The following is a 25864-nucleotide window of genomic DNA, read 5'->3' on the forward strand; positions in this document are numbered from 1 at the left end:
ATGCGCTGATCGCATCGCCGCGCGCCGCAAGCATGCGACAATCCAGGCGCGGATCGGCGGCCCGACCTTGATCGCCACCATGTCGGTGTCTCAGTCTGCGTAAGCCTCCAGAATCAATTAATGTCCCTGCCCGCAGTGACCGATATTCGTGGTCCGCAGCGCGCAGAGACAGTTCGTCACGAGAGACGCATTAGCGTTTCGCACTCACCATGGCAAGGAGTAGGTCTTCGTATTGGTAAAACTCTTCATCGCCTCCTGCACGCCTTCCTTGTAGCCGAGCCCCGAATCCTTTACGCCGCCGAACGGGGTGAGTTCAAGCCGGTAACCCGGCACTTCGCGCACGTTCACACTCCCCACCTCCAATTCGGTGATGAACCGCGTAATGTAATCGAAGCGGTTCGTGCAGACCGACGACGACAGCGCGTAGTCAGTGCAGTTGGACATGCGGATCGCTTCGTCGATATTGGAAAAACGCATGATCGGCGACACGGGGCCGAATGTCTCGTGTTTGACGAGTGGCATATCGGGCGTGACACGATCGACGACGGTCGGTGAATAGAGCGCGCCATCGCGACGATTGCCCGCGAGCAGTCGGGCACCGCGCGACAACGCGTCGTTGACCTGGCGTTCGCAGAACTGCGCGGCAGCCTCGTCGATGACCGTTCCCATGTCCACCGAACTATCCGCCGGATTGCCATATCTCCACGCGCGAGTCTTGTCCACGACGAGGTCGGTGAAGCGATCGGCGACCGCCTCGTGGACCAGCATGCGCTTGATTGCCGTGCAGCGTTGGCCCGAATTCTTATAAGAGCCCGACACGGCGAGTGAACTGGCTTCGTCGAGATCGGCGTCCTCCATCACAATGATCGGATCATTTCCGCCGAGTTCGAGCACCGCGCGACGGTAGCCCATGCGCGAGGCGATCGATTTGCCGATCGAGACGCCGCCGGTAAAGGTAATGAGATCGATCGCGGGGTTTGTGATCAACTCGTCGGCGATGACGCGAGGGTCGCCCGTCAACACCTGGAGCATCTGCACGGGCAAACCGGCTTCATGGAGAATGTCCGCAAGCAGATAGCAGGACAGCGGCACTTTCTCCGATGGTTTGACCACGATGCGATTGTTCGTCGCAATCGACGGTACGATCTTGTGCGCGACCTGATTCATCGGGTGGTTGAACGGCGTAATCGCGGAGATTACACCGAGCAGCGGGTCCCTTTGCGTGTAGACACGCCGCTTCTTTCCGTGAGGTGTGAGGTCGCAAGAAAAAATCTGACCATCGTCTTTCAGCACCTCGCCGGCGCCGAACACCAGCACGTCGGCCACGCGGCCGGCCTCATACGTCGAATCCTTCCAGCACAGGCCGGCTTCCGCCGTGATCACTGCGGCGATCTCTTCCGTGCGCGCGCGCACTGCATCGGCTGCGCGCCTCAGGATCGCGGCGCGCTCATAACGGGTCAGCGCGGGACGATACGCGCGAGCGAATTCGAACGCATGACGCACGTCCTCTAGCGTGGCTTTCGGCACCGTGCCGACAAGCGTGCCGTCGTATGGGTTGCGCACTTCGATCACTTCGTCGCGAAAGATTTTTTCGCCGCCGATGCGCAGCGCTTCATGACGCACCTGCAATTGAGTTTTCGTTTCCGCAATGGCGTTCATTTCCGTTTCCCCGGTCATTGAAGGTGATTGAGTGCGATGTCGATGATGTCGAAGTTGCGCAGCCGTGCGCGCTGGGCGACCGACTTCGCGACCGGCTGATTGAACAGAAGCGGCACGATCTGTTCGGCAAGGCCGCCATGCGAGCGCAGCGGCACGTCGAGGCCGGACAGATCGTGTTTGATGCGCCGGGTGCCGAGCACCACATCGCGTGTCGAGATCACGATGAGATCGCCCATGCGCGCGGGAGGCAGCTCGAAACGTGCGCAGCCTTCGGCGCCCGTCAGCACCAGTTCGATGCCGGGTTCCGCTGCAAGCCGTCGGCGCATTTCCTCGATATCGGCTGAAGGGGGCAGGTAGACGGTCGCGAACGATCCAAGCGCGCCGTGGTGCACGACGTACGGGTCGGTGATCGGCAGGATCACGCGGGCGGCGTCGTTGCCGAGCCACTCGTCAAAGCGTTCCTGAAGATAGATCACGTTGGGCTCGCCGTCTTCGTTGTGCTTCGCGTTCATGCCGTGATCGGCCGTGATCGCGACAATCGCCCCCAGCTCGTCGAGCCGTCGCAGATAGCCGTCCATCATCTGATAGAACGCGTTCGCACCGGGCGTACCCGGCGCGCATTTGTGCTGGACGTAGTCGGTGGTCGACAGATACATCAGGTCGATTGCGCGGGTTTCGAGCAGACGCACACCGGCCGCGAAGACGAATTCCGACAGCTCGGCGCTATACACGCTCGGCACCGGCTTGCCGACCAACTCCAGCAGATTGTCGATGCCGTTTTCCTCGATCGTCGCCTCGTCGGCTTTCTCCGCCGAGAAGCACACGCCCGCGAGATCTTTGCCTAGCAGGCGGCGCAGTTTGTCTTTTGCGGTCACCACCGCGACGTGCGCACCCTTTTCGGCGAAACCGGCCAGCACGGTCGGGGCGACGAGGTACTTCGGGTCGTTCATCAACACCTCCGTGCCGCTGTCGCGATCGAAAAAGTAGTTGCCGCTAATGCCATGCACAGCGGGCGGCACGCCGGTCACGATCGACAGATTGTTCGGGTTCGTGAAGCTCGGCACGACACACTCACCCTTGAGCGCAGTGCCGGAATCCAGCAGTTTGCCGAGAAACGGCGCAACGCCCGCCGCTGCCGCCATCTCCAGATATTCATATGCGCAGCCGTCCACACAGACCACGACGACGGGTCGATGCATCCAGTTGTAGCTGCGGCCGTTCACTTCGATGGAAACCGGTGTTTCGCTCATGACGTGTCCTCTGGGCTAGGGTAAGTCGGGTGTTGTGGATGAGGCGTTATGTGGCAAAGTGTGGCAATACTTGACATTAAAATTGATGCTTTGTAGATTGTCAACAACAGACAACATTCTCGAGTCCACAAAAAGTAGTCGTCACGAAGCTTGCAATAGGCAGTAGTCCCGCAGCACCGGTCGTTTTCGTCGCTGGCCGCGACGCCACTTTCTCAAGGGGTCTGGAAATGAAGGAAAAGCAGGGGTTGAACGGTTGCAGCAATCGTCTGAACGTGGCGCTGCGTTGGCTCGTTGCCGCCGCCGTCACGCTCGGCGCGGTTCAGTTCGCGCATGCGAAAACACAGTTGCTCGTCTATACGGCGCTCGAGGACGAGGCCATGAAGCCGTATAAGGACGCTTTCGAAAAAGCCAATCCAGATATCGAAATCCGCTGGGTGCGCGATTCGACCGGCGCCGTCACCGCCAAGCTGCTCGCCGAAAAGAGCAATCCGCGCGCCGACGTGGTGCTCGGACTCGCGGCATCCAGTCTCACGCTGCTCGATCTGCAGGGAATGCTGATGCCGTACGCGCCGAAGGGCTTCGACAGCCTGACGCGCAAATACAGCGACGCCAACACGCCGCCGCACTGGGTGGGCATGGACGTCTGGGGCGCGACAGTCTGCTACAACCGCGTCGAAGCGGAAAAGCGCCACCTGCCTAAGCCGACTTCGTGGGAAGACCTGACTAAGCCCGTCTACAAAGGGATGATCGTGATGCCGAGCCCGGTGTCGTCCGGCACGGGTTATCTGGACGTGACGTCATGGCTGCAAACGTTCGGCGACGACAAAGGCTGGAAGTACATGGACGCGCTGGACAAAAACGTCGCGCAATACGTCCACTCGGGATCGAAGCCCTGCACGCTGGCGGGCACCGGCGAGTTTCCGATCGGTATCTCGTTCGAATTCCGTGGACACGAGCTGCAGGCCCAGGGCGCGCCCATCGACCTGATCTTCCCGAAGGAAGGGCTCGGCTGGGATATGGAAGCGACCGGCATCATGAAGACCACCAAGCAGCCGGACGCGGCCAAAAAGCTCGCGGACTTCATGGCCAGCAAGGAAGCCAATGAAATTACCGCGCAATGGTGGGCGATCGTTGCCTACCCCGGTGTGGCGAAGAAGCTTTCCGGCATACCTGAAAACTATTCGGAACTTCTGGTGAAGAACGATTTCACGTGGTCGGCGAAGAACCGCGACGCGATTCTCGGCGACTGGCAGAAGCGCTACGGCAGCAAGGAGCAGAAGTGAGGGCGGATTCAGCCGGGTCTTGACGAATGCCGGGCGCGCCGCGCGCGCGTCCCAATCGATACGGTGAAGCAGCGCTCGGCGGTGCATCGCCGCCATGCAGGCAGGGCAAGCGGAGGAGCATATGACAGCGTATTTGAGCGTGCAGAGCGTTTACAAACGGTTCAACGACACGCCGGTTCTGGAGGACATCAATCTTGGCGTGAAGAAGGGCGAAATGCTCTGCTTCCTCGGGCCGTCGGGATGTGGCAAGACCACTTTGCTGCGCATCATCGCCGGACTGGAAACGCAGAGCGCCGGCCAGATCATGCAGGACGGTCGCGATATTTCGCGGCTCCCGCCGCAGCTTCGCGACTATGGCATCGTCTTTCAGTCGTATGCGCTGTTCCCGAACCTGACCATCTTCGACAACGTGGCCTATGGTCTCGTGAATCGCAAGATGAAGCGCGCGGCGATCGCCGATCGGGTGAAAGAGCTGCTCGCGCTGGTGGGCTTGCCCGATGTGCAGCGCAAACATCCGAACCAGCTATCGGGTGGCCAGCAGCAGCGTATCGCGTTGGCGCGCGCGCTGGCCACGTCGCCGGGATTGCTTCTGCTCGACGAGCCGCTCTCGGCGCTGGATGCGCGCGTGCGTGTGCGGTTGCGTCAGGAAATCCGCCAGTTACAGAAGCGGCTCGGCGTGACCACGATCATGGTCACGCACGACCAGGAAGAAGCGCTTTCCATGGCCGATCGGATCGTGGTGATGAATCATGGCGTGATCGAGCAGATCGGCACGCCACACGAAATCTATCGCGAACCGGCGTCGCCGTTCGTTGCCGACTTCATTGGCAAGGTCAACCTGATTCCCGCCGAGGTGACGCGCGACGGCAGTCTCAAAGCCGGCTCCGTCGCGCTTCGGTACGGGTGCGGAACGGAGCGAGCACTGCTCGGTTCGAAGGTCTCGGCCTTCGTGCGCCCGGAAGACATTCATATCAGCGCGCCGGGTAGTACGGCAGACAATCTGCTGCCGGCCTCCGTGGAGAAGCTGGAATTTCTCGGCGCGTTCTGCCGGGTCAGCTTCAAGGTGGATGGACTAGGCGAGCAGGAGATCGTCGCGGATCTGTCGTTTCATGAAATGCATCGCACGAGTCTGCGGGCAGGCGCGCGCTTCAATCTGGCCATCAACCGCGAACACGTGTGCGTGTTTTCCGCCGCGAAGGAGCGACTTCAATGAGTGCCGTTCTGATAGAGCGTCGCAGCGGCGACGAAAGTCACGCCGAGGTACGCCAGAAAAGCCATTGGCATGACCGTGTCGCGCAGTTGGCGCTCGTACTGATGTCCGCGTTCCTCGGCGTGTTTCTGCTATTGCCGCTTGCTCTGGTCGTCGGCAAATGTTTCGTCGATGCGGACGGTCACTTTGTTGGAATGGCCAATTTCATGGGCTATCTGGTGGATTCAGGCGTATGGACATCGACCTTGCATTCGGTCACGGTCGCATGCCTGGTGACGGCAATCGTGATTCCCATGGCTTTCACGTTTGCGTACGCGCTAACCCGTTCATGCATGCCGATGAAGAACGCCGTCCGCACGATTGCGCTACTGCCGCTGCTCGCGCCGACGTTGCTCTCCGCGGTGTCGTTCATCTACTGGTTCGGCAACTCGGGCATTCTGAAACCGTTGCTGCAAGGCCATTCCATCTACGGGCTGCCGGGGATCGTCTGCAGTCTGGTCTATGCCGCATTTCCTCATGTGCTGATGATTCTCGTGACGGCACTGTCGCTATCCGATGGCCGTCTCTATGAGGCCGCGGACGCGATGGGCACACGCCGCGCGCGCAAGTTCTTCACGATTACGTTGCCGGGCGCGAAGTACGGGTTGATCAGCGCGACGATGGTGTCATTCACGATCTGCATCAACGACTTCGGCGTGCCGGTCGTCATCGGCGGACCCTATTCGGTGCTCTCCACCGACATCTACAAGCTCATCATCGGCTTGCAGGACTTCAACCGAAGCGCGGTGGTCAGCCTGCTTCTGCTCTGTCCGGCGCTGGTTGCGTTCGCCGTCGACTTCTTCATTCGACGCAAGCAGCAATCGCAACTCGGTGCGCGCTCTACGCCGTATCAGCCGAAACCCGCGCGTGGATTCGACATGGCGATGCTCGGCTACTGCGGCGTTGTGTGCGGTTTGCTGCTGGCGGTGGTCGGTATTTCGGTGTTCGCCTCGTTCGTGAAGTTCTGGCCGTATCAGATGAGCCTCGGCTTGCAGCACTACAAGATGGGGCTGATCGGCGCGGGGATTTTCGATGCGTACAAGAACAGCCTGAAAATGGCCGCTTGCGTTGCGATTGGCGGCACCGTCATCGTGTTCGGCGGCGCGTATCTCGTCGAGAAGACGCGTGGGCCGCGCTGGTTGCGTGGCTTTATCAATCTGTGCGCGATTCTGCCGATGGGCGTGCCGGGACTCGTGCTCGGTATCAGCTACATCTTTCTGTTCAACTCGCCCGCCAATCCTTTGAACGGCCTGTACGGCACGCTCGCGTTGCTCGCGATCGTCACGGTTGTGCACTACTACTCGTCGAGTCACCTGACGGCGGTCACTGCGCTTCGTCAGATCGACAACGAGTTCGAGGCGGTCTCGGCATCCTTGAAAGTGCCTTTCTACAAGACGTTTTTGCGTGTCACCGTGCCGGTCTGCCTGCCATCGATCTTACAGATCGCGCGCTATCTGTTCGTCAACGGTATGACGACGGTGTCGGCGGTCGCGTTTCTTTATTCGCCGGACACGCAACCGGCCTCGGTTGCCATTCTCAATCTCGACGACGCTGGACAGATCGGACCGGCCGCGGCGATGGCCACGCTGGTCCTCGTGACGGCGGCATTTGCGTGCCTGCTGTTTGCCGGCGTGTCGCATGGCGTGTTGCGTAGAACCCAGGCATGGCGCACATCCCGCCGCGCCTGAAACAAATCTTCTATCAGAATCTACAAGGAGCCACCGTGAATCTGCCGTCCGCACCCATTCTGCTTACACCCGGTCCTCTCACGACTTCCGAGCGCACGCGTCAGGCAATGCTGCGTGACTGGGGATCGTGGGACGGCGACTTCAATCAGATCACCGCCCGTATCCGCCAGCAGACGCTGCGTATCGTGCATGGCGAAGACACGCATGAATGCGTACCGTTGCAAGGTAGCGGCACTTTCTCCGTCGAAGCCGCGATCGGCACGCTGGTCTCGCGTGACGGTCTCGTGTTAGTGCCGAACAACGGCGCGTATTGCCAGCGCATTGCGAAGATTTGCCGGGCGCTCGGTCGTCGTCACCAGACCATCGACTATCCTGAAGACACGCAGGTCAAAGCGATCGACGTCGATCGCGCGCTGGCGGCTGATCCGGGCATTACGCACGTCGCGCTCGTGCATTGCGAAACAGGCGCGGGGGTGCTCAATCCGCTTCACGAGATCGCCGAGGTTGTCGCGAAGCATGGACGTAGTCTGATCATCGACGCGATGAGTTCTTTTGGCGCAATCGACATCGACGCGCGCCGAACCCCGTTCGACGCCGTCGTGGCCGCTTCCGGAAAATGTCTGGAGGGCGTGCCCGGCATGGGATTCGTGATCATTCGCCGCAGTGTCCTGGAGCGCTGCGAGGGCAACAGCCCTTCGCTCGCGATGGATCTATATGACCAATGGGTCTACATGAACCGCACGACACAATGGCGTTTTACGCCGCCCACGCACGTCGTGGCGGCACTCGATCAGGCCATTGCGCAATACGTGGAAGAGGGCGGCCTCGAAGCGCGTGGTGGCCGCTATGCAAGCAATTGCCGGGCGCTCATCGAAGGTATGGCCGAACTCGGTTTTCGGACCTTTCTCGATCCTTCGATCCAGGCGCCGATCATCGTCACGTTTCATGCTCCCGACGATCCTAACTACGACTTCAAGACGTTCTACACGGAAGTGAAAAAGCGCGGATACATTCTTTACCCGGGCAAGCTGACGCAGCTGGAAACATTCCGCGTCGGCTGCATTGGGCACTTCGGCGAGTCCGGCATTCCGGGCGCGGTCGCAGCGATTGCCGACACGCTGAAAGTGATGGGAATCACGCGGGTGTCCGCGAAAGCGTTGGCCTGAACGAGCCGACGCGGAGGCTTCATTGCGCGTGAAACGCGAAGAAGCCTCCGACTTCGTGCCCGGAGTCAAACCGTTGTATCAATGTGAGCCATTTATGCGTCCCTTCTGGATTGAACAAGCACTCTTTGCCGATGGTTCATTGGCGCCCGCATTGCAAGGCGCCACGACTGCCGACGTTTGCATTGTCGGCGGCGGCTTCACCGGTTTGTGGACTGCCATCCAGGCCAAGCAGAAAAAACCCGATCTCGACATCGTGATCATCGAGAGCGATCTGTGTGGCGCGGGCGCAAGCGGCCGCAACGGCGGCTGTCTGCTCACGTGGTCGACCAAGTTCTTCACGCTGCGTCGTCTGTTCGGCGAAGCAGAAGCGATCCGTCTCGTGAAAGCGTCCGAAGCGGCTGTCGGGCGGATTCGCGACTTCTGTGTCGAGCATGCGATCGACGCCGAACTTCGACTCGACGGCACGCTCTACACGGCGACTTCACGCGCGCAAATCGGCTTGCTCGATCCGGTCATAGCCGCGTTGAAGGAGCATGGCATCAACTCGTACCAACATCTCTCACCGGACGAAGTGGCGCGCCGGTCCGGATCCGCGCGCAATCTCGGCGGCGTGTATTCGCCGGTCGCCGCAACGGTTCATCCGGGCAAGCTCGTGCGCGGACTGCGCCGTGTCGCAATGGCAATGGGTATTCGCATTTATGAACGCACGCCCATGCTCGACTTTGCCGCCGGTGACCGCGTGACCGTACGCACGCCGGCCGGCAGCGTGACTGCGCCGAAACTGGTGCTCGCGATCAATGCGTGGATGGCGAGCCGCTTCCGCCAGTTCGAACGCACGCTGGCAGTCGTCTCAAGCGACATGATCGTCACCGAGAAATGCCCCGAACTGCTGCATCGAATGGGCTTGAAGGATGGCGTGTCGGTGCTCGATTCGCGGATCTTCGTCTACTACTATCGCAGCACGCCGGACGGTCGACTGATGCTGGGCAAGGGCGGCAATACGTTTGCCTGGCGCGGCCGGATCGCGCCGGTGTTCGATCAACGCTCGCCGTATGAAACCGATCTGACGCGCGGTCTGCACGATTTCTTCCCGGCGCTGCGCGACGTGCCGGTGACGGCGAGTTGGAACGGGCCGTCGGATCGGTCGGTCACCGGCTTTCCATTTTTTGGGCGTCTGGAGAATGCGCCAAACGTGCTCTACGGCTTCGGCTATTCCGGCAACGGAGTGGGACCGACTTATATGGGCGGCCAGATTTTGTCGTCGCTGGTGCTCGAACTCGACAATGAGTGGACGCGCAGTCCGTTGACAAACGGTCCGCTGGGCTATTTCCCGCCCGAACCGATTCGCTTCGTGGGCTCGATTACCGTGCGCGACGCCATTCGGCGCAAAGAGCGCGCGGAAGACGAAGACCGTCGGCCGTGGCTTGTCGATCGCTTGCTCAGCAAGCTGGCCAACGCCGCCGGCAAGTCGGATAAAGCGTAGCGCAGCCCTTCAGTCTGTTTCAACTTTTGGCTGCCCCGTCCACGGATGCGGCCCACCGTTCGTGGGCGCGCCGCATTCTGGCGAGGCCGTGGGCAACGTGTTCGCGCACGAGGGCGACCGCGCGTTCCGCATCGCCTTTAGCGAGCGCGTTGACGATTTTCTCGTGTTCCGCGACCGACGTAGCCAGCGCGCTCTTTTCCGATTCGATGGCGGCCTGACGCAGCAGACCCAATTGGCGGACGAGATGCCGGTACGTTTCGATCAGATGCTGGTTGCCGACACCCGACACCATCGCGTCATGCAACTGGACATTCAATGTCGTGTACAAGGTGAGGTCGTGATCTTTCTTGGCCGCCTTCATCGAAGCAATGATGCGTTTGAGCGTTGCAAGCGTTTCGGGTGTCATCCGTTCGGCCAACGAGCGGGCAACCGACTCGTCCAACATCGCGCGGACCTGGTAGATTTCTTCCGCCTCGCGCAGCGACAGCGCGCGCACCGTGACACCGCGGTTCTTTTCGGTTTTTAGCAAGCCCGCCTGTTCCAGCGCACGAAACGCTTCGCGCAATGGTCCGCGAGACACGTTTAGCCGGGCGGAAACTTCGACTTCGTTCAATTTCTCCCCCGGGGCGAATTCGCCAGAGACGATGCCGCGTTCGAGTGTTTCCTGGACAAGCGTGGCAAGGGAGTGCCGTTGCAGCAAGTCAATCGCGCTGGATGGAGTTGGCGTGGTCATTGATGAGCGGTTGGCAACGGTGAATGGAGGGGCATATCTCGAGTCTCCTGAACATAGCGTGGCAAGTTGTTTATTGTCAACAACCATCTGACGACAATTTTCTATTGACGCGTTCATCTTCGAAGATGTCGGCGTGACGGCCTGCAAGGGGGCTGCGCCGCGGCTCGCTCGCGGCATAGTTCGGCGAGATTGCGTCCTGTCACGAGACCGAGTTTCGCCGACACCGACTGGACCAGCATCGCCAGGACGTTGGTGCGGCCGCCACCCACAGCAGCGCGTAGCCGTAGCCGGCACCCGCCTGGCTTGATCCCAGACTGGCACGGCAGATGACTCTGGTGCGTATCGGGCGCACGCGAGGAACGGCCCGAGACCTGTGCCAGGCGCTGGCGCCCCAGCACGATAATTTGCCAAGCGCGGGTTTGGCCCCATTGCCAGGCCCATCCGGTCCGCTTCTACAATCAGCCGTCGTCGCCGCGACTTTCAGGAATGTATGGAACACGGCACGAATCACCTACTTGCAATTCAAGGGAGCCAAAAGAAATGAAGTTCCTTTTGCGGTTCTTTACGATCGTCCATGGGCTGATGGCTGCTCTCTTCGCCTGCGCGGCGCTGATGTTGATTGCGATTGCTGCTCGCATCGGTTCGACTGCATTTGCGAGTCAATGGGACCAGGCAAGCGCGCAATCCGTCATTGAAGCTGTGGGGCTGCTGGCTGGGGCCGTTGTCGCCTTGCAGATCGCCGAGACCATCGTAGAGGAAGAGGTCATACGGGAGGCTGACGTGAGCGCGCCGACGCGGGTACGACGTTTCATGTCGCGATTCTTGGTGGTTGTCGTCGTCGCGCTTGCCATCGAAGGGCTTGTGGCAACGTTCAAAGCGCTGCACCAGGATCCATCGCAGCTTCGGTATGCGGCCGGGCTGCTTGCTTCGACGGCCTTGCTTCTTGCCTCCTGGGGGCTGTTCGTCCACCTGAATCGGTCCGCGGAAGAGTTAGAGCCGGAGGCCATGGAGGACGCGAAACGCGAAGACAAGAAAGTGCAATAGGCCAGTGCGGGATCTGCTGCCCGAATGCCCGCCGTGACACGAAGCGCCTGATTCGTACGGAAAAGCTTCTGTCATGGTGAGGCTGGTTTGTCGGGCGACCGCAATGGGGTCGGTAGACAGTGTGGCAGCAACCGGGCCACCAGGCGGCTTTCAGTCAATCGCTCCAGAGCGGATATAGGGATGATTTGCAGACCATTCTCCGATATGTTGCTTTATGCATTTCATTTGATGGACTTGGCAGAAGTCAAAAATCGCGCAGCGATCTAATCCAATTCAATATATCTCTAGTTCTAGCTGCCGAGTTAGCCGGCAGTCCTCGAAGTTAGGCCGACATCCGAACATGCGAGAGGAGAATCATGAGCAAAGTATTCGTCAACATTGGACTTAGCCTCGATGGCTACATGGCACCGGAAGGAATGACCATGGAGAATTGGGACACGCCTGAGTACAAGAGCTGGGGTGCCAAGTGGGGTGCGCTGATGGCGTGGATACTCAATCAACAGTACTTCCGCGAGAACCTCAAGCTCGGACCAGGGGGAGAGACCGGCCCGGTCAATGACCTGCTTCGCAGCACCACGGAGCGCATCGGTGCCAACATTATGGGCAAGCGAATGTTCGATCAAGGCGAGCGTGCCTGGCCAGAGGAGGCGCCGTTTCACACACCGGTATACGTTCTTACCCATGAGAAACGCGAACCCTGGGTGCGCCCGGGTGGGACGACCTTCTATTTCATCAATGACGGGCCGGAGCGTGCGCTTGAGCTGGCTCGGGGATCCGCAGGCAGTCGTGATATTCGTATTGCTGGTGGAGCCGATGTGATCCAGCAGTACCTGACCATGGGTGTCGTTGACGAACTGGAAATCGCCTTGTCACCCGTGTTGTTCGGCGGTGGGCGACGTCTCTTCGAGAACCTACGCGAGCCCGGGCCGCAGTTTCGCATCGACAAGGTTCTTGATGGCCCAGCTGCCACACACTTGCGCTATGTGCGTCAGTGAGGTGGGCCTAACAATCGGTTGCAGCGGGCGGTCCGCTGCGCGGCCCGCCGCTGAACCGGAGCGTTGGATGTCTGCTTCCCAATTGTTGAATTGTCCGCTGTGGGCCGATCACGGTCGGCCCTGATGCCGGTGACTGTGATGGCAGGGAATGGTCGTCAACTCGCAGATGCAGTAAGCCGAAGGCGGGACTGCCGATCACGCGCAATACGGGTATCGATACCTCGCTCGCGAATTTTGTTAATTGTGAAGCAGGCTCCGCTTCGACACGCTCTTCTGCGGCACTCGTTCGTCAGCCGTGTTCCGGCGAATGCGCGTCATTTCGGCCTGAGTTGCAGATCGCTGCTCACGGATTGGACCCCCGGCACGCCGCGCGTCACGGCAAGCGCCTTCTGAATCTGTACCTCTGAATCCACATAGCCTGACAACTGCACGACGCCTCGATACGTCGCGACGCTCATCGGCAACGATCTCAGCCCAGGGTCCGCGACGAGCGCCTGCTTCACCCGGGCGGCGAGCGCAGCGTCGTCAGTGGCGATCTCCCCCGGCGCGGTCACGGCAGGCGTCGTCGTCGTCGTCGACTTGCAGCCGTTGATGAACACGAACGCGGGCAACGCGAACGCCGCGACGATCAGCAACCGGCTTTTGATGTATCGACCGTTTCGCATGTCGGTTATGACAACCCGATTCGTGCACAGCGGGCGTCGTTCGGGTTGGCTTGGCAGGTAGACATGTGCGCTCTCCTTGAGTCCACCATGATAGTGCAGAGTGGTGAACTTTGACCAAGCCGACTTGCCTAAGTCTGTTCATGCTCCGGGCCGAGTTTGTTGTTCAGTTCGGCCGGTGCCGGCCAGTCGGCCTTGTCGCATGAATTGTCGACAATCGCACAGCGCTTGTCCGATGAAGCGATGACGGTGACACAGCATTTCAATAGTGAGAGCGACATTTGCGTCGTCTAAATTGCACCCTTCGCATCGAAAAATGCGACATGGTACGATTGGCCGCCGTCATCCCTGCGTCTTGCCCACAATCATGCGCAACCTCGCCTATCTGCTTCTCTCGGTCACGCTCGCCTCGCCGCTCTCGGCGCTGGCGCTGGGCACCGAAAATCCAGACTACGATCAATGCATCCTGCAATCGCTGGCGAACAGCCAAAGCAACATTGCGGCAAACGTGATCAGACGCTCGTGCGAAGCGCTCTACAGAAACGGCGCGCTGCTCTTGCCGCGCGAAAAGTCGTATCACGTGTGTGTTTTACAGAATATGCAGAACGTGAGAGCCGCATATGCAGTTAACCAGATCCTGCGAGCATGCCAGCGCCAGAATCAGATGTGAGCCATGTCAGCCGGGATGGACAGCGCCAGACGGGGAAGGGACCCGCGAGAGGATTTTGAACGACCGCTATCGGCGGAATCGAAGGTCTGGTGAGGGTCGGCTTTTGCCGATGACGCCGCCACAACCAACTGCAGGGCACCCAACCCCACCAGACGTAGCAGCAGGGCCCCTAATGCCACGGAAGCTGGCGGTCGGGCGGTTGTGGCCGCCTCCGCAGTCGTCGGCTCAGTTGCCGCGAAGCGACTTTTATCCGTGCCCTGTCACGAATTTTTTCGTCGCGTGATAGCCGTGCCTTGTTGCATCGGCAACGGCATGACCGGCCTTCTTCGTACCGTGGCCGACCTCGTGCGCGGCATCGCGCACAGCATGGCCGCTCTTCTTTCCTGCCGTCTTGACATCGTTCTTGAACTCGTGAGCGCCTGTTGCCAGGCTCGCATACGCCAGCGGGCTAAGCAGGGTCAACGCGAACAGAATGATCGAAATTTTCGTCTTCTTCATTACTTTAGTTTTCCCACATAAGTTTGGTACGCACGATAGTCAGCCGGACAGCTTGAGAACGCCGCTCCCGTACAGGATGGCCGCGCCTCGCCCGCTGGTCAGCAGACGCCTGCCATGGATCGCGAGAAACCGTTCATGCTCACACCCGGGCCTTAATTACCGGCAGCGTCTGAGTGCCCGCGCCCTTGGGGGCGACCTACCGCTCACGGTCCGCCCCGGTTCTTTGTATCTCCCGAAAACGGCCATCGGAAAGGCGCCTCAGGCCGATTCTATCGAGTCGCGTGGTCTCGTAGACGGTAGATTATCAATGCGCCTTGCATATTCTCGCGCATCGCGGCACATCTAATGCGCGAACCGCGCAATTTGTCACAACTTACGGCACTCACAGGCTCAAAGGATCGGTATGCCAGGGCACTGTACTTTTGCACTCAACGGCCAGAAGCTCCCGACGCTCGTAGGCAGCGGATTCGGGGCAGTAGTGATGCCGTATGGGCCTAGTGTTCGATCTATTTGGCGTCATCGGTTCTGAGGGCGAAGAAAGCGCATTGCTCGGCGCATCGCTCGTCATGAGCTTCGTTGCAGCGACAATCATTGTCCGGCTAGCGTCAGTGCTGATTCGACATCGGAGAGAGCAACAGGCGGAGCGATAACTGATCGCGCGTCCAAGGCGGCCATGAGCAGACAGTCAACCTTCGCGACCGGAAGCGGACGTTCAGTAAGTTCACGAGGCGCCGACGCGCCCCGTGGACCTCGCTTCAGTTGATGCGTACCACCGGTGGCGGCGTCCACGATCCATCCAGTATCGCGGCCTTGGGCCAGTAGGCGCGGATGTACAGCGAGAACACGTCCTTCGGCGCAGGAACCCAGTTCGATTCCTTGTCTTCGCCCGGCGAGTCGTTCTGGAAATAGAGCGTGAGCGAGCCGTCGTCGTTGTACTTCAGAGACTTGCTCTTCGTGCCGAGCGAAAAGCGGTTCAATCTGTTCGCCTCGAACAGATGCTCCTTGTTATAGACCGTCAATGACCAGAATCCGTTTACCGGAGGCAACTGTCCCTTCGGAAATGTCACCGTGTAGCGATTCGCCCCCGCCAGGCGTTGTCCGCCCGCGTCAAAGTCCGTATAGATATAGCGGGTTTCCTGCGGCGCGTTGTCGTACATATTCGACTTTGCCGATGCCGTGCGCGAGAGGTAGTCGGTACCCCAGCGCGCCCCGTTGGGCGGAGACGTCCAGCCGTTGCCTACCGGTCGGCCGTTGTTGCGAAATTCGAAGAGCGGGCTGATCAGATCGGTCTCCGAGGCTGCCGCCGTTTCGTTCAACGTTGCCTTGATTTGCGGGTCTTTTGCCGCAGCGTCCAGCACAGACTGGATCGTCGCGTAGAGCGCTTGCTCGCCGGGCCGAGGCGGTACCATCTTCATGACCAGAGGAAGCTCGTCGAAAAACTTGTCCGGGATGACCCACTTCACTTCGCCCTTGCCGTCGGTAGCCGGCGGGGGGAAAGAGGGGGTGCTCTTCCAGTTTTTGATCTTCATCTTCCCGGTGTATTTGCTTAATGGATACACCATGACCTGACTTAACAGAGGTTGAATTGCTGCTTTGTCTTCGGGCGTGTCGTCCTGAAAAATCCGGGGAAAGATGGCCACGAGATTGGTGGGTGCACGGTGAACCGCGACAATCCCTTTCGGGACGTTCCCTTTCCATTCGGGGCCAACCAGTAAATGGAGCCCGGGCTTTGTTCTGTATTGCGTGCCGATTTCGCCGAATGAATCAGTTCTCGCGTCGGAGAGCTGATAGGTATAAAAGCGTTTGCCGAAATCAGGAACCTGGATAATGACGGGGGTTTTGTCGAGTTCCATAAAGCCCGCGCCATACACCGTATCCTGATTGGGACATGTGACAAAATTCTCGGCCGAATCAATGTAATCAGTCAGCATGGAAACCTGGTTGTGCGGCGAACCGGGAATCACGCCGCCTATCCGGCCGGGTTCCGGCAGGTCTTTCACGGCAAGCGAGCGGTTGTAGTTATTCACCAGCGCCCAGCCCCAGAGATAGGCGAACCGGCCAACCGTAGCGACATACTCTTTGGTCATCACCGTGCCGGTGGGCGTCCCAAGGATTTCGGACGCGGACTGCGCAACAGAGGGCGGCGCTGCAGCCGCCACACACACCGTTGAAACGCCAGCGCCCACGCCCACGCTCACACCTAAGCCCACGATCATATGCCTCAGATTCACATTGACTCCTCGTTGAGAATGTTGGAACGCCAGGCCAAGCGTCGTCATGTCCGCAGCTAACGGCAAGCCGCCCTTCGGATTACGGGGACTCGTAGCATTGCCGGATCAACACTGAAGCTCGATGGGCACCCCTTATCACCGTTGCGTCATCCATCATGAAAGCAGTGCAAAGAACACAGTCGTTCAATTAACACCGATCCCGCCCGCAGCTTGATGTTTTCGCGAATTTAGCTGAGTCGCATAGTGTGATCTGGATATCGGCACTCACTGCCGTGACACTCTATCAAGATTTTCTCAATCAATGTAAGCTTTCCGTCATCCATCCAGAAGAGGACTAGTTCAATGCTAAGCACTACCAATGCGACGAGATTGACGTTCTCCGTAATTGCAGCAGGTTTGATTGGCATGGGCGTGGCGGCCTGCAGTTCGCCGGGTAGAAGTCAGGCACCGGCCGCAAGCACGACTGCGAATGCGAGCGCCCCGACTGATGAACAGATCGTGGCCGCATGGAATTATCTGTATGGGCGCTATCTGGTGTTGCAGCAGGAGAATTACGACATCAACGTCGAGAAGGCGGGTTACAACAAAATTAAATACAATCCGCTTGGCTCGGCCCAGTTTGTCAATCCGAATCTCGACGTGGCTTATCTGGAAGCCTGGCTGGCGGCGGATCCGGATCACGCAGTCATCCTGAACGTGCCCAAAGTGACGGGCCGCTACTACACGGCGCAGTTGCTTGACGGGTGGGGCGAAGTCATTACCAACATCAATGAGCGCACATATCCCGATCACCCGTATGGCAAGTTTGCGCTCGTGATCAAGGGTACCAATCCGCCGGTGCCGCCTGACGCGGTCAAGATCGAATTGCCGTCGGCGAAGGCCAAATTGCTGGCGCGAGTCGAACTCAAAGGCTCGCCGGAAACGGCCGTGAAGTTGCAACATCAGTTCACTGTCGTTGCGTCGCCGGACACAAAGATCGACGCGCCTTTTCCCGTGCCGTCCTTCACGCCGGCCGCGCCCATTGGAGCCGAGATCTTTGATCACGTGAGCGAAGCACTGGCCACGTACCCTGACGCCATGCCGAAGGCCGCCGAATTTCAGGCATCGGCAATCAACGTCGCTAACTATGCGAAGAGCAGTGACGCGGCACGCAAGCGGGTGAACGAGGTCGTCAAGGCAAAGGCGGTTCCGGGCTTCTTGCAGCATGCCAAAGGATTTGGGACGCAGAAGGGCGGCTGGTCGGTCACTTATGTCGCGGGCAAGTTCGGCAATGATTACGTGGCACGTGACATTGTCAACTACGGTGGCCTGTGGGCCAATGTCATCAGTGAAGCAATCTACTTTGTCGGCCTAAACGATAGCGATAACCATCCCCTCGACGGTAGCAAGGCCTACGAGATCCGTTTCCCGAAGGGTGAAAGGCCGGATGCACATGTCAATGGATTCTGGTCCGTCACGTTGTATAGCGTGCCGGATTATCGCGTGGTGCCCAACGCGCTGCATCGGTATAACCTGAACAATATATCGCATCTGAAAGCAAATTCGGATGGAAGCACGAGTATCTGGCTCGCACCCGTTCGACCGAAAAATGTGCCGCAAGGCAACTGGCTGCCTACGCCGGATGGGAAGGGATTCTCATTGAACTTCCGTACCTATGTGCCGAAAGACGAGGTCCAGCAAGGGCAGTGGTTTCCGGCACCGATCGTGAACGTGAAATAACGACGAACGTGCAATCGCGGTTTAGTTTGTCGAGGTGCGACTTCGATAGACTGAACCGGATGTCTCTGGTCGTTTGCCAGGCCGGTGTCACTGCTGCAAGCCGGAATGACACGGGCGTCGGTTCGTAGGGATTTCGGCGCCGGAAGCGGCCGCCAACGTCCAGTGCATGAGGCGGCACCGGGGCCAGTTACGGATGTTCGAGTGCCGCCTGCAACTCAGACAAGGGCCATTCTCGTGTCGCTTGTATGAGTCGGATCGTCATCCGGGACTGCCATCGGTTGTGCGCTCGCATTCGCCTTCGTCGTCTGCCCGCCGTTTCTTGTCGGGCAGGGCTGTGCCGTCGTTGCGAGGTCGAGGCATTATCCGGCGAAAGCGAGCACCGTGAATACGCCTTGAGCAACCGCTAACAGTCGTCTGGAAAATCTCTGATGATCCTTGTGTTACGAGCGACATCGGACGAACTAATGATCGACTTGTAGCTTCAGTTTGCAGCCACTAGGCCGCAATCACATCCGAACGACATCCATCACGGTTTTCTTTCGGTCCTTGAACTGATAGATCGTGATCGCGGCGTCGCGGAGGTCGCCATGCGGGTCGAACGCGATGCGTCCAATTACGCCTTCATAGCTGGTGGAGGGCATCGGCGCGAGAATTTTTTGCCCGCTCGGCCGAATTCGCGCGCTTCATGGCGTCATAAATCACGTAGACGGCGGCTAGGTAAACGGCGCATAGGCATCTATCGTCGTCCCGAAACGTGCCACATAGCGTTTGTCGAATTCCTGACCCTTGGGCATCTTCGACAAGGCGAGGCCAGCTTCAGAACACGTCACGTTGCCGATACATGGCGGCACGGGCTTCATGGAGGAAGCCGGCGCCGCGCAGTTTTACCGCGATGCGCGCATCCCAGGAAATCGGTCGCAAGACGCTGCGTGATCGCGGTGCGGTCGTGAAGGCGCTGCTTGCGAGATCGCGCAGACCGCCGACGCGCCCGGCGCGCACAACGGCGCAGCGGTCATTGCCGTAGCCCGTGCGATACAGGCAGGCAACAAGCCCATACGTCAGAAGCGATGCGTCATGCCGACAAGAAAGAGCGACTGCGACGCTTCCGTCCCGGTTACCGTAATGCCTGGCCAGCTTACTTTGGCACTTCCGTTGTTCTTGAAGTACCCACCGCGCGCATAGATGCTGGTGCGCTTCGACACGCTATGGTCGATGCCTGCCTGGAAACCGAGCGAGTTGTCATGCACGCCGCGTACGTCGCGCTCGACCACTGCAAGCTGGATTTCGTCAGCGGTCGTCGCCTGGATCGTCGCGCCGAGTTCGGCGTAGCTCAACGAGTGTCCCGCGCCGAGCAGGGCCGCTATTGACCCCGGCGCGGCATCCTTCGGACGCGCGTACGAATAGTTAAACTGGAAGTTGACGAAGCCGATCCGGTATCCGAGTGCGCCCGTAAAGTGCTCGGTACGCAGCAGGTTGAGCGCACGCGGCAGACCCGGGACCGTCTCCTGTCCGGACTGCTGGTTCAAGTAGGCGAGCGCCGCGAACAGCCCGGCGCCTTGCCAGGTCAGTGCGACATCGAGCATGTTCCCCTGCTGCATCGCAATCGGCTGTGTGGCCGACGCCGCGAAACCATACATCGCATAGAGCTTCGCCCCCAGGACATCCGGCGACCGGTACATGATGGTATTGCTGATACGCCCCGGCGCATACTGGACGGCAAGCGTGTTGTGGTCGGTGGCCGCGGCAAGGTCGACTGCGGAGAGAGGCGACAGTGCTTCATTGCCGCGGAACGGATCGGTCGGATAAACGGCCCAGAAGCTCGGCTGATATTGACGGCCGAAGCTCAGCGTGCCGTACTTCTCGTGCTGTATGCCTACCCACGCCTGGCGATAGAAGAGGGCCGTCGAATCGGCGAGGAAGGCGCCGTTGTTGATGTTGTAGCCGCCTTCGAGCTGAAATACGGCCTTCGTTCCGCCGCCCAGATTCTCGCTGCCTTTGAAACCGATCAGTGAGCCTGTCGAGCCTCCACTTCGTTCTGAAGCCGAACTATGCCCGCCGTTGTTGAGATACTGGATGAACACATCGGCCACCCCATACAACGTCACGCTCGACTGCGCGGCAGCACTGCCCGCAACGAGCGCCATGGCTATGGCGCAAATGCTCTTACTGATAAAACGCATACATGTCTCCTCTATGTGTATGCCACGTCCGACAGACGCGGGTAATGCTGATTCAGGCAGGACTCCAAATGGTTGTTGAAACACGATCTACCCGGATCTGACGTTTCCATGTTATTAGTAGGAGTCCGTATCTTATAGAAGAATATTCACCACGAATGAACAGGAACTCAGCCTTCTACCTCGCCGGAATTTTCAGTGATCAGAGTAAGGGTTTGAGTGTCATGGCGCTGCGCGCCATGACGATCAACGCGTTCCACACTCGATATCGAACGTGGTCGCGTTCAGATAGGAATTTTCGACAATGTGCTGGACGAGGCCCGCGAATTCGTCGGGCTTGCCCATGCGTTGCGGAAACAACAGCTTGCCGACGATCGTCTCGGACACCTTCGCTGGCATTCCCGCAGACATGCCCGATTCGAACAGGCCCGGCGCGATCGACAAGACGCGAATGCCATGCTCGGCCAGATCGCGTGCCACCGGGATCGTCATGCCGATCACGCCGGCCTTGCTTGCGCTGTATGCCGCTTGTCCCATTTGTCCTTGACGCGCCGCGCCCGATGCCGTGTTGATGATGACACCGCGTTCACCATTTTCGTCTGGCTCGTTGGCGGTCATTGCGAGCGCTGCGTGACGGAGCACATTGAAGGTGCCAGTCAGATTCACCGACAGCACGCGATTCCACAGATCGGACGGGAAAAGCTGTCCTTTGGAGATCGTCTTGCCCGGCCCGAGAATGCCTGCGCAATTGACAGCCACATGCACGGTTCCATACGTGCGCACGACGGTATCTATACCCGTTTTGACGCTCTCTTCATTGGCCACGTCGACGGCGACGCCCTTGATATCCGGCCCGAGCGCCTCTTCCAGCTTCGCGCCATCGAGGTCGAATCCGACCACTCTGGCGCCCGTTGCTGCAAGTGCCTTGCATGTGGCGAGGCCGAGGCCGGATGCTGCGCCAGTGACGACTACAACCTTGTTTCGCAGATTCATGTTTCTGCCTTGTTCCTGGTTTGATGTTTAAGAGTCAGGTGATCGGTCATGCGCGGCACTCACACCGCGCGCCACTGACCTTCCCAGAACTTGCCGCGAATCTCACGTTTGAGCACCTTGCCGACCGCGCTGCGTGGCAGGTCTTCCCAGAACTCGAAGCTCTTCGGCGTTTTCACGCTGCCGAGTTCGCGCTTGCATAACTCAGCGAGTTGCTCGGTTCCGACATGCTCGCCGTTCTTCAATTGGACAATCGCTTTGACCGCTTCGCCCCATTTCTCGTCGGGTACACCGATTACCGCGCAATCGAGAACAGCGGGGTGCGAGTTGATGACCGCCTCGATTTCTCCCGGGAAGACGTTGAAGCCGCCGCTTACGATCATGTCCTTCTTGCGGTCGACGACTGTGATGAAGCCACGTGGGTCCTTGATGCCGATGTCAGAAGTGTGGTGCCAGCCGAATTGGGAGACCTGCGCCGTTTCCTCGGGATTCTTGTAGTAGCCGAGCATGACGGTCGTAGAGCGCACCACAATTTCCCCCTTTTGTCCGGTGCCGACGATGTTGCCTGCGTCATCCATGATCTCGACACACGCGAACTGCGCGGCCTTGCCTGCGGATTGCAGCGCGACTTCGTCGAACGTGCCATCGGCCAGCAGGTAGTCGGACGGACGTTTGACGACAACGGGAAAGCCGCATTCGCTCTGTCCATAGACTTCGTAGATCACCGGCCCGAAGCGGCGAACTGCCTCCTTGATTTTTTCCGGGGCAATGGGCGCTGCGCCGACCGCGAGGCAGCGCAGCGACGAAAGATCGGCGCCAGCCAGAGCGGGATCGCTCAACAATGCGTAGACGACTGTGGGCGGCAGGAACAGATGCGTGATACGTTCTTCGGCGATCGTGCGCAGTACGACTTTGGAGTCGAACGAGGGCAGCACGACGGTACAGCCGTTGCGGATCGCGCCGGCCAGCGTGAGCATGCACGCGGCATGCGTAAGCGGCGCGACGGCCAGCACGCGCGAGTCCTGATCGATTTTCAGTTCGGAAAACACCGCAATCAGCCCCATTTCGAGCGAGCGGTTGTCATGCAGGGCGCCTTTCGATGGACCTGTCGTCCCGCCGGTCGGTTGCAGCAGCGCGTGCTGATTGGGGTTTTCTTGCGGCGCGACGAACGGGTCACGATGATTCGCTATCCAGCTGTCGAGCGATTCGCCGTGTTCCGATGGCTGGTCGATACAGATGAACTTGCAACCGGCCCCGAGGCCGTCCTTCAGCGCCGGCACGATGGCGGCGTAAGCACTGTGGAAGAAGACCAGTTCGCAATCGGCGAACGAGAGCACCGCAATGTTGGTTTCCACCGTATTGCGCGTATGGACTGAAACCCAGGCCATGTCCGCGCGGTTGATCGCGATCTGAAGCAGGCTGATCCGGTAGTCATTCGGCGCGTAGATCGCCGCATGTGCGCCGGGCCGCAGCGTCGGGTCGCGCATAAGTGCGTGTGCGGCGGCATGGACGAACTTCTGTGCATCAGCGAACGTGATTCGCGTCGTTCCGTCGACAAATGCTTCACGGTCCGCATGCCGGGACACGGCCGAATCGAAGTAATCGGCAAGGCGCATATGAGTCTCCTTGAGTCGACGTAGCCGTGCATGGCGGCTACCTTTTCATTCATGATAGGCGGCGCAGCGGGTCATTCCCGCTGCCGGCATGCGGCAGCCCGAAAGAGGCCGCGGCGATGCGCTCGCCCGTGACGCCTTAGTGATCCATTAGCGCGCCAGAATCGTGATGCAGGCCACTGCTTCTTCGATTCCATACAGGCCGCCACCGTTCTCTGCGACAGCGATCCGCGCGTTGTCGACCTGACGCGGGCCTGCTTCGCCGCGCAACTGCGTGACGAGCTCATGCACCTGTCCGAGACCCGTCGCACCGACCGGGTGTCCCTTCGACTCAAGGCCGCCCGACGGGTTGACCGGGATCCGGCCACCGATTGACGTTTCGCCGCGCTCGGAGAACGGGCCGCCGTCGCCGAAGTCGCAGAAGCCGAGATTCTCGATCTGGACGATCTCACCCATCGCGGTCGCGTCATGCACTTCCGCCACCGACACGTCCTTCGGACCGACGCCAGCCAGCTCGTACGCGCGTCGCGATGCCTGCACGGTGACATGCTGCTCGATGTCGTCGGGCGAGCGGTCCGTGCCGCTCTGGACCACCGAGGCTAGTACGCGGATCGCGCGTTTCGGATCGATGTTCAAACGCTTGAGCGCGTCGGCCGTGCACAGGATGGCAGCAGCAGCGCCGTCAGACACCGGCGAGCACATCGGCAGCGTGAACGGGTAGGTAATGGGCGGCGCGGCCAGCACTTCTTCCACGGTGTAGGCGACCCGGTATTGCGACAGCGGGTTGTGCACCGAATGACGGTGGTTCTTCGCCGACACGGCGGCGATCTGGCGCTGCGTGGTGCCGAAGCGTTTCATGTGCGCGCGGGAGAACGCCGCGTACACGTCCATGAACACGCTATAGGGCTTCGGCGACGTCGATCCAGCCGGAATCTCGACGCCTTCGCCGATGCGCAACAACTCGGCGTGAATTTCTTTCGCGCGCGAAACATCGAGTGCGCTGTCGAAGACCGAGAACATGCGCTCGCGGTCTTTCGAAAACATTTTTTCGGCGCCTACAGCCAGCGCAACGTCCCCGGCGCCCGAGCGCAGATGGTTGACCGCCAGCACGAATGCACTGCTGCCGCTCGCGCATGCATTCTCGACGTTCACGACCGGGATGCCGCCGATACCCATGTCTCGCAGCGCGATTTCGCCACGAATCATGTGCTGACCATCCATGTGACCCTGCGATGCATTACCGTAGAACGCCGCTTCCAGAGCGCTCTTTTCGATGCCCGCGTCCTTGAGCGCCGCTTCGGTAGCATTGCGCACCAGCGATTTGATGCTCTGGTCGAGTAGCCGGCCGAACGGCGTCATGCCGACACCAACCACATAGATGTCTTTCATTTTGATTCCCAGATTGTTTGAGGATAGGCTATCTGATGCGGCTAATTCTACTTTCGAGTAAACACATAGTCGATAGGGTAAAAGTCCATGTTTACCCGGCTGTCTGTGCGTCTTCGGCGTGCGCGAGCAACTCGTTGTCATGCTCGCCGACAGCGGGTACCCCGCGCGTAGGTCCGGGGTGCACGCCGTTGAAGACAAGTGGCTGCGCAACATGCCAGGCGCGACGCCCGTCGCGCTCGTCAACTTCGCAGAACATGCCGCGCGCGCGGAAGTGCGGGTCATTCACGACTTCGTCGAGACTATTCACCGGCGCCCAGGGCACGCCCGCCTGATCGAGCAGTGGCGCCCATTGAGCGCGCGGCCTATGCCGCAGCGCTTCAGAAATGCGGGCGCGAAGTTCAGCTTCGCGCGGTGCGCGTTCGGCGTTCTTTACCTGCGCGATATCGGTGAGGCCGAGAAGCTCGCATAGAGGGGCCCAGAACCAGTCTTCGTGCGCGATTGACAGCGTCAGCAGAAGGTCGTCTTCGCAACGGAACACGCCGTAAGCGGGCTGCGCGTTGATTTCAGCCATGCCGAGGCGTCCGCCGTTCATCGCTGGCGAAAGGAACACGCTCATCCACGACACGAGGCCGTCGGTCATCGACACGTCGACATACTTGCCGAGCCCGGTGCGAGAGCGCTCGAGCAGTGCAGCAAGACAGCCTGTGACGGCGAACATCGCAGCGGAGAGGTCGCCAATCGCAAGCTCAGGTGGTGCTTCGATCTGGCCGCTGGCGGCCTGGCGATGCAACAGGCCTGCGATTGCCTGATACGACAGATCGTGCGCGGGCCGGTCACGATACGGGCCGTTCTGGCCGAAACCCGAGATCGACAGATAGACGATGCGCGGATTGAGCTTCGCGACATCGCCGTAGCCAAAGCCGAGGCGTGCCATCGTGCCGGGACGGAAGCCTTCCATCAGCACGTCCGCGGAAGAGATCAGTTCGCGCAGTGCTGCGCGTCCCGCGTCGGTTTTCAGGTCGACGCCGACTGAACGTTTGCCGCGATTGAGTGCGGCGTGAAAGTCGGGCAGCTGACGGGCAGGGTCGCCGGCGGGCGGCCGCTCGACCACGATCACGTCGGCACCCAGATCGGCCATTACCAGCGTGGCGAACGGGCCGGGATACTGTTCGGCAAGACTGAGGATGCGCACACCTTCCAAAGGCAAACTCATACGTGTCTCCTGCTGCGACCCCACCGGGTCGCGTAATCAATGCGCGCGCGCATGGTCTGTCGATGCGCCGCGCCGGGTTCGTTGAAGCGCTATATTGGCATATTTTCTACTGATGAGTTAGTATATGAACTAGAAATTTAATTGACGCTTGG

20 protein-coding genes and 2 pseudogenes are annotated in these 25864 nt (G+C 59.8%); 9 read left to right on the forward strand and 13 right to left on the reverse strand.

Annotated elements, in window-relative coordinates:
- Positions 1 to 204: 204 nt before the first annotated feature.
- Together phnY and phnA are read right to left on the reverse strand one after the other, a co-directional pair.
- Positions 205 to 1659 (reverse strand): phosphonoacetaldehyde dehydrogenase, encoded by a 1455-nt coding sequence (phnY, locus tag ACQKRQ_RS24985; protein WP_427480102.1) that lies wholly within the window; start codon positions 1657 to 1659, stop codon positions 205 to 207.
- A 14-nt stretch (positions 1660 to 1673) separates the two neighbouring features.
- On the reverse strand, positions 1674 to 2909 hold the full coding sequence (gene phnA, locus ACQKRQ_RS24990; protein WP_427480104.1) for a phosphonoacetate hydrolase: 1236 nt from the start codon (positions 2907 to 2909) through the stop codon (positions 1674 to 1676).
- 227 nt (positions 2910 to 3136) lie between these two features.
- Between phnA and ACQKRQ_RS24995 the strand changes: the two genes are divergently transcribed.
- From ACQKRQ_RS24995 to ACQKRQ_RS25015, 5 genes are all read left to right on the forward strand, one after another.
- Positions 3137 to 4192 (forward strand): putative 2-aminoethylphosphonate ABC transporter substrate-binding protein, encoded by a 1056-nt coding sequence (locus ACQKRQ_RS24995; RefSeq protein ID WP_132381150.1) that lies wholly within the window; start codon positions 3137 to 3139, stop codon positions 4190 to 4192.
- A gap of 121 nt (positions 4193 to 4313) precedes the next feature.
- On the forward strand, positions 4314 to 5405 hold the full coding sequence (locus ACQKRQ_RS25000) for a putative 2-aminoethylphosphonate ABC transporter ATP-binding protein (protein ID WP_427480106.1): 1092 nt from the start codon (positions 4314 to 4316) through the stop codon (positions 5403 to 5405).
- Positions 5402 to 7129 carry a putative 2-aminoethylphosphonate ABC transporter permease subunit gene (locus tag ACQKRQ_RS25005; RefSeq protein WP_427480107.1) on the forward strand — a complete coding sequence of 576 codons (1728 nt, stop codon included), beginning with the start codon at positions 5402 to 5404 and terminating at the stop codon, positions 7127 to 7129. The genes ACQKRQ_RS25000 and ACQKRQ_RS25005 overlap by 4 nt, the downstream gene beginning before the upstream one ends.
- 35 nt (positions 7130 to 7164) lie before the next feature.
- Positions 7165 to 8295 carry a 2-aminoethylphosphonate--pyruvate transaminase gene (locus ACQKRQ_RS25010; RefSeq protein WP_427480108.1) on the forward strand — a complete coding sequence of 377 codons (1131 nt, stop codon included), beginning with the start codon at positions 7165 to 7167 and terminating at the stop codon, positions 8293 to 8295.
- Positions 8296 to 8389: 94 nt separating this feature from the next.
- Complete coding sequence (locus ACQKRQ_RS25015) at positions 8390 to 9778, forward strand: FAD-dependent oxidoreductase (protein WP_427480109.1); 1389 nt, start codon at positions 8390 to 8392, stop codon at positions 9776 to 9778.
- A gap of 19 nt (positions 9779 to 9797) precedes the next feature.
- Here ACQKRQ_RS25015 and ACQKRQ_RS25020 read toward each other — a convergent pair whose 3' ends face one another.
- Both ACQKRQ_RS25020 and ACQKRQ_RS25025 read right to left on the reverse strand, forming a co-directional pair.
- Positions 9798 to 10511: a phosphonate utilization associated transcriptional regulator gene (locus tag ACQKRQ_RS25020; RefSeq protein WP_427480294.1), complete on the reverse strand. Its 714-nt coding sequence runs from the start codon at positions 10509 to 10511 to the stop codon at positions 9798 to 9800.
- 167 nt (positions 10512 to 10678) lie between these two features.
- Positions 10679 to 10812: pseudogene (locus tag ACQKRQ_RS25025) on the reverse strand (divalent metal cation transporter); the annotation flags it as partial.
- A gap of 239 nt (positions 10813 to 11051) precedes the next feature.
- Between ACQKRQ_RS25025 and ACQKRQ_RS25030 the strand changes: the two are divergent.
- Both ACQKRQ_RS25030 and ACQKRQ_RS25035 read left to right on the forward strand, forming a co-directional pair.
- On the forward strand, positions 11052 to 11555 hold the full coding sequence (locus ACQKRQ_RS25030; protein WP_132381140.1) for a hypothetical protein: 504 nt from the start codon (positions 11052 to 11054) through the stop codon (positions 11553 to 11555).
- A 356-nt stretch (positions 11556 to 11911) separates the two neighbouring features.
- Positions 11912 to 12550, forward strand: a complete 639-nt coding sequence (locus ACQKRQ_RS25035; protein WP_132381138.1) for a dihydrofolate reductase family protein — start codon at positions 11912 to 11914, stop codon at positions 12548 to 12550.
- A 314-nt stretch (positions 12551 to 12864) separates the two neighbouring features.
- Here ACQKRQ_RS25035 and ACQKRQ_RS25040 read toward each other — a convergent pair whose 3' ends face one another.
- On the reverse strand, positions 12865 to 13215 hold the full coding sequence (locus ACQKRQ_RS25040) for a BON domain-containing protein (RefSeq protein ID WP_427480111.1): 351 nt from the start codon (positions 13213 to 13215) through the stop codon (positions 12865 to 12867).
- 364 nt (positions 13216 to 13579) lie between these two features.
- Between ACQKRQ_RS25040 and ACQKRQ_RS25045 the strand changes: the two genes are divergently transcribed.
- Positions 13580 to 13882 (forward strand): VF_A0006 family four-cysteine protein, encoded by a 303-nt coding sequence (locus ACQKRQ_RS25045; RefSeq protein ID WP_132381134.1) that lies wholly within the window; start codon positions 13580 to 13582, stop codon positions 13880 to 13882.
- Positions 13883 to 14128: 246 nt separating this feature from the next.
- Here ACQKRQ_RS25045 and ACQKRQ_RS25050 read toward each other — a convergent pair whose 3' ends face one another.
- The gene (locus tag ACQKRQ_RS25050) at positions 14129 to 14380 is read right to left on the reverse strand and encodes a hypothetical protein (protein ID WP_408179461.1); all 252 of its coding nucleotides are present in this window, start codon (positions 14378 to 14380) and stop codon (positions 14129 to 14131) included.
- Between the two features lie 755 nt (positions 14381 to 15135).
- Positions 15136 to 16659, reverse strand: coding sequence for a DUF1254 domain-containing protein (locus ACQKRQ_RS25055; protein ID WP_427480113.1), 1524 nt, complete (start codon positions 16657 to 16659; stop codon positions 15136 to 15138).
- Between the two features lie 357 nt (positions 16660 to 17016).
- On the opposite strand from ACQKRQ_RS25055, the gene ACQKRQ_RS25060 reads away from it, so the two are divergent.
- A complete protein-coding gene (locus tag ACQKRQ_RS25060; RefSeq protein ID WP_427480115.1) occupies positions 17017 to 18330 on the forward strand; it encodes a DUF1214 domain-containing protein in 1314 nt (437 codons plus the stop codon).
- A gap of 506 nt (positions 18331 to 18836) precedes the next feature.
- On the opposite strand, the pseudogene ACQKRQ_RS25065 reads toward ACQKRQ_RS25060, so the two are convergent.
- From ACQKRQ_RS25065 to ACQKRQ_RS25090, 6 genes and pseudogenes are all read right to left on the reverse strand, one after another.
- Positions 18837 to 19169 (reverse strand): annotated as a pseudogene (locus tag ACQKRQ_RS25065) (ABC transporter substrate-binding protein); the annotation flags it as partial.
- Positions 19170 to 19388: 219 nt separating this feature from the next.
- Positions 19389 to 20510 carry a porin gene (locus tag ACQKRQ_RS25070; protein WP_427480117.1) on the reverse strand — a complete coding sequence of 374 codons (1122 nt, stop codon included), beginning with the start codon at positions 20508 to 20510 and terminating at the stop codon, positions 19389 to 19391.
- Positions 20511 to 20753: 243 nt separating this feature from the next.
- Positions 20754 to 21500: an SDR family NAD(P)-dependent oxidoreductase gene (locus ACQKRQ_RS25075; protein WP_427480119.1), complete on the reverse strand. Its 747-nt coding sequence runs from the start codon at positions 21498 to 21500 to the stop codon at positions 20754 to 20756.
- Between the two features lie 59 nt (positions 21501 to 21559).
- Positions 21560 to 23113 (reverse strand): class I adenylate-forming enzyme family protein, encoded by a 1554-nt coding sequence (locus tag ACQKRQ_RS25080; protein ID WP_427480121.1) that lies wholly within the window; start codon positions 23111 to 23113, stop codon positions 21560 to 21562.
- Positions 23114 to 23260: 147 nt separating this feature from the next.
- Positions 23261 to 24499 (reverse strand): thiolase family protein, encoded by a 1239-nt coding sequence (locus ACQKRQ_RS25085; protein ID WP_427480123.1) that lies wholly within the window; start codon positions 24497 to 24499, stop codon positions 23261 to 23263.
- Between the two features lie 91 nt (positions 24500 to 24590).
- On the reverse strand, positions 24591 to 25712 hold the full coding sequence (locus ACQKRQ_RS25090; protein WP_427480125.1) for a CaiB/BaiF CoA transferase family protein: 1122 nt from the start codon (positions 25710 to 25712) through the stop codon (positions 24591 to 24593).
- Positions 25713 to 25864: the final 152 nt, after the last annotated feature.

The sequence above is a fragment of the Paraburkholderia sp. NPDC080076 genome, assembly GCF_050281145.1.
Classification (GTDB): Bacteria; Pseudomonadota; Gammaproteobacteria; order Burkholderiales; family Burkholderiaceae; genus Paraburkholderia.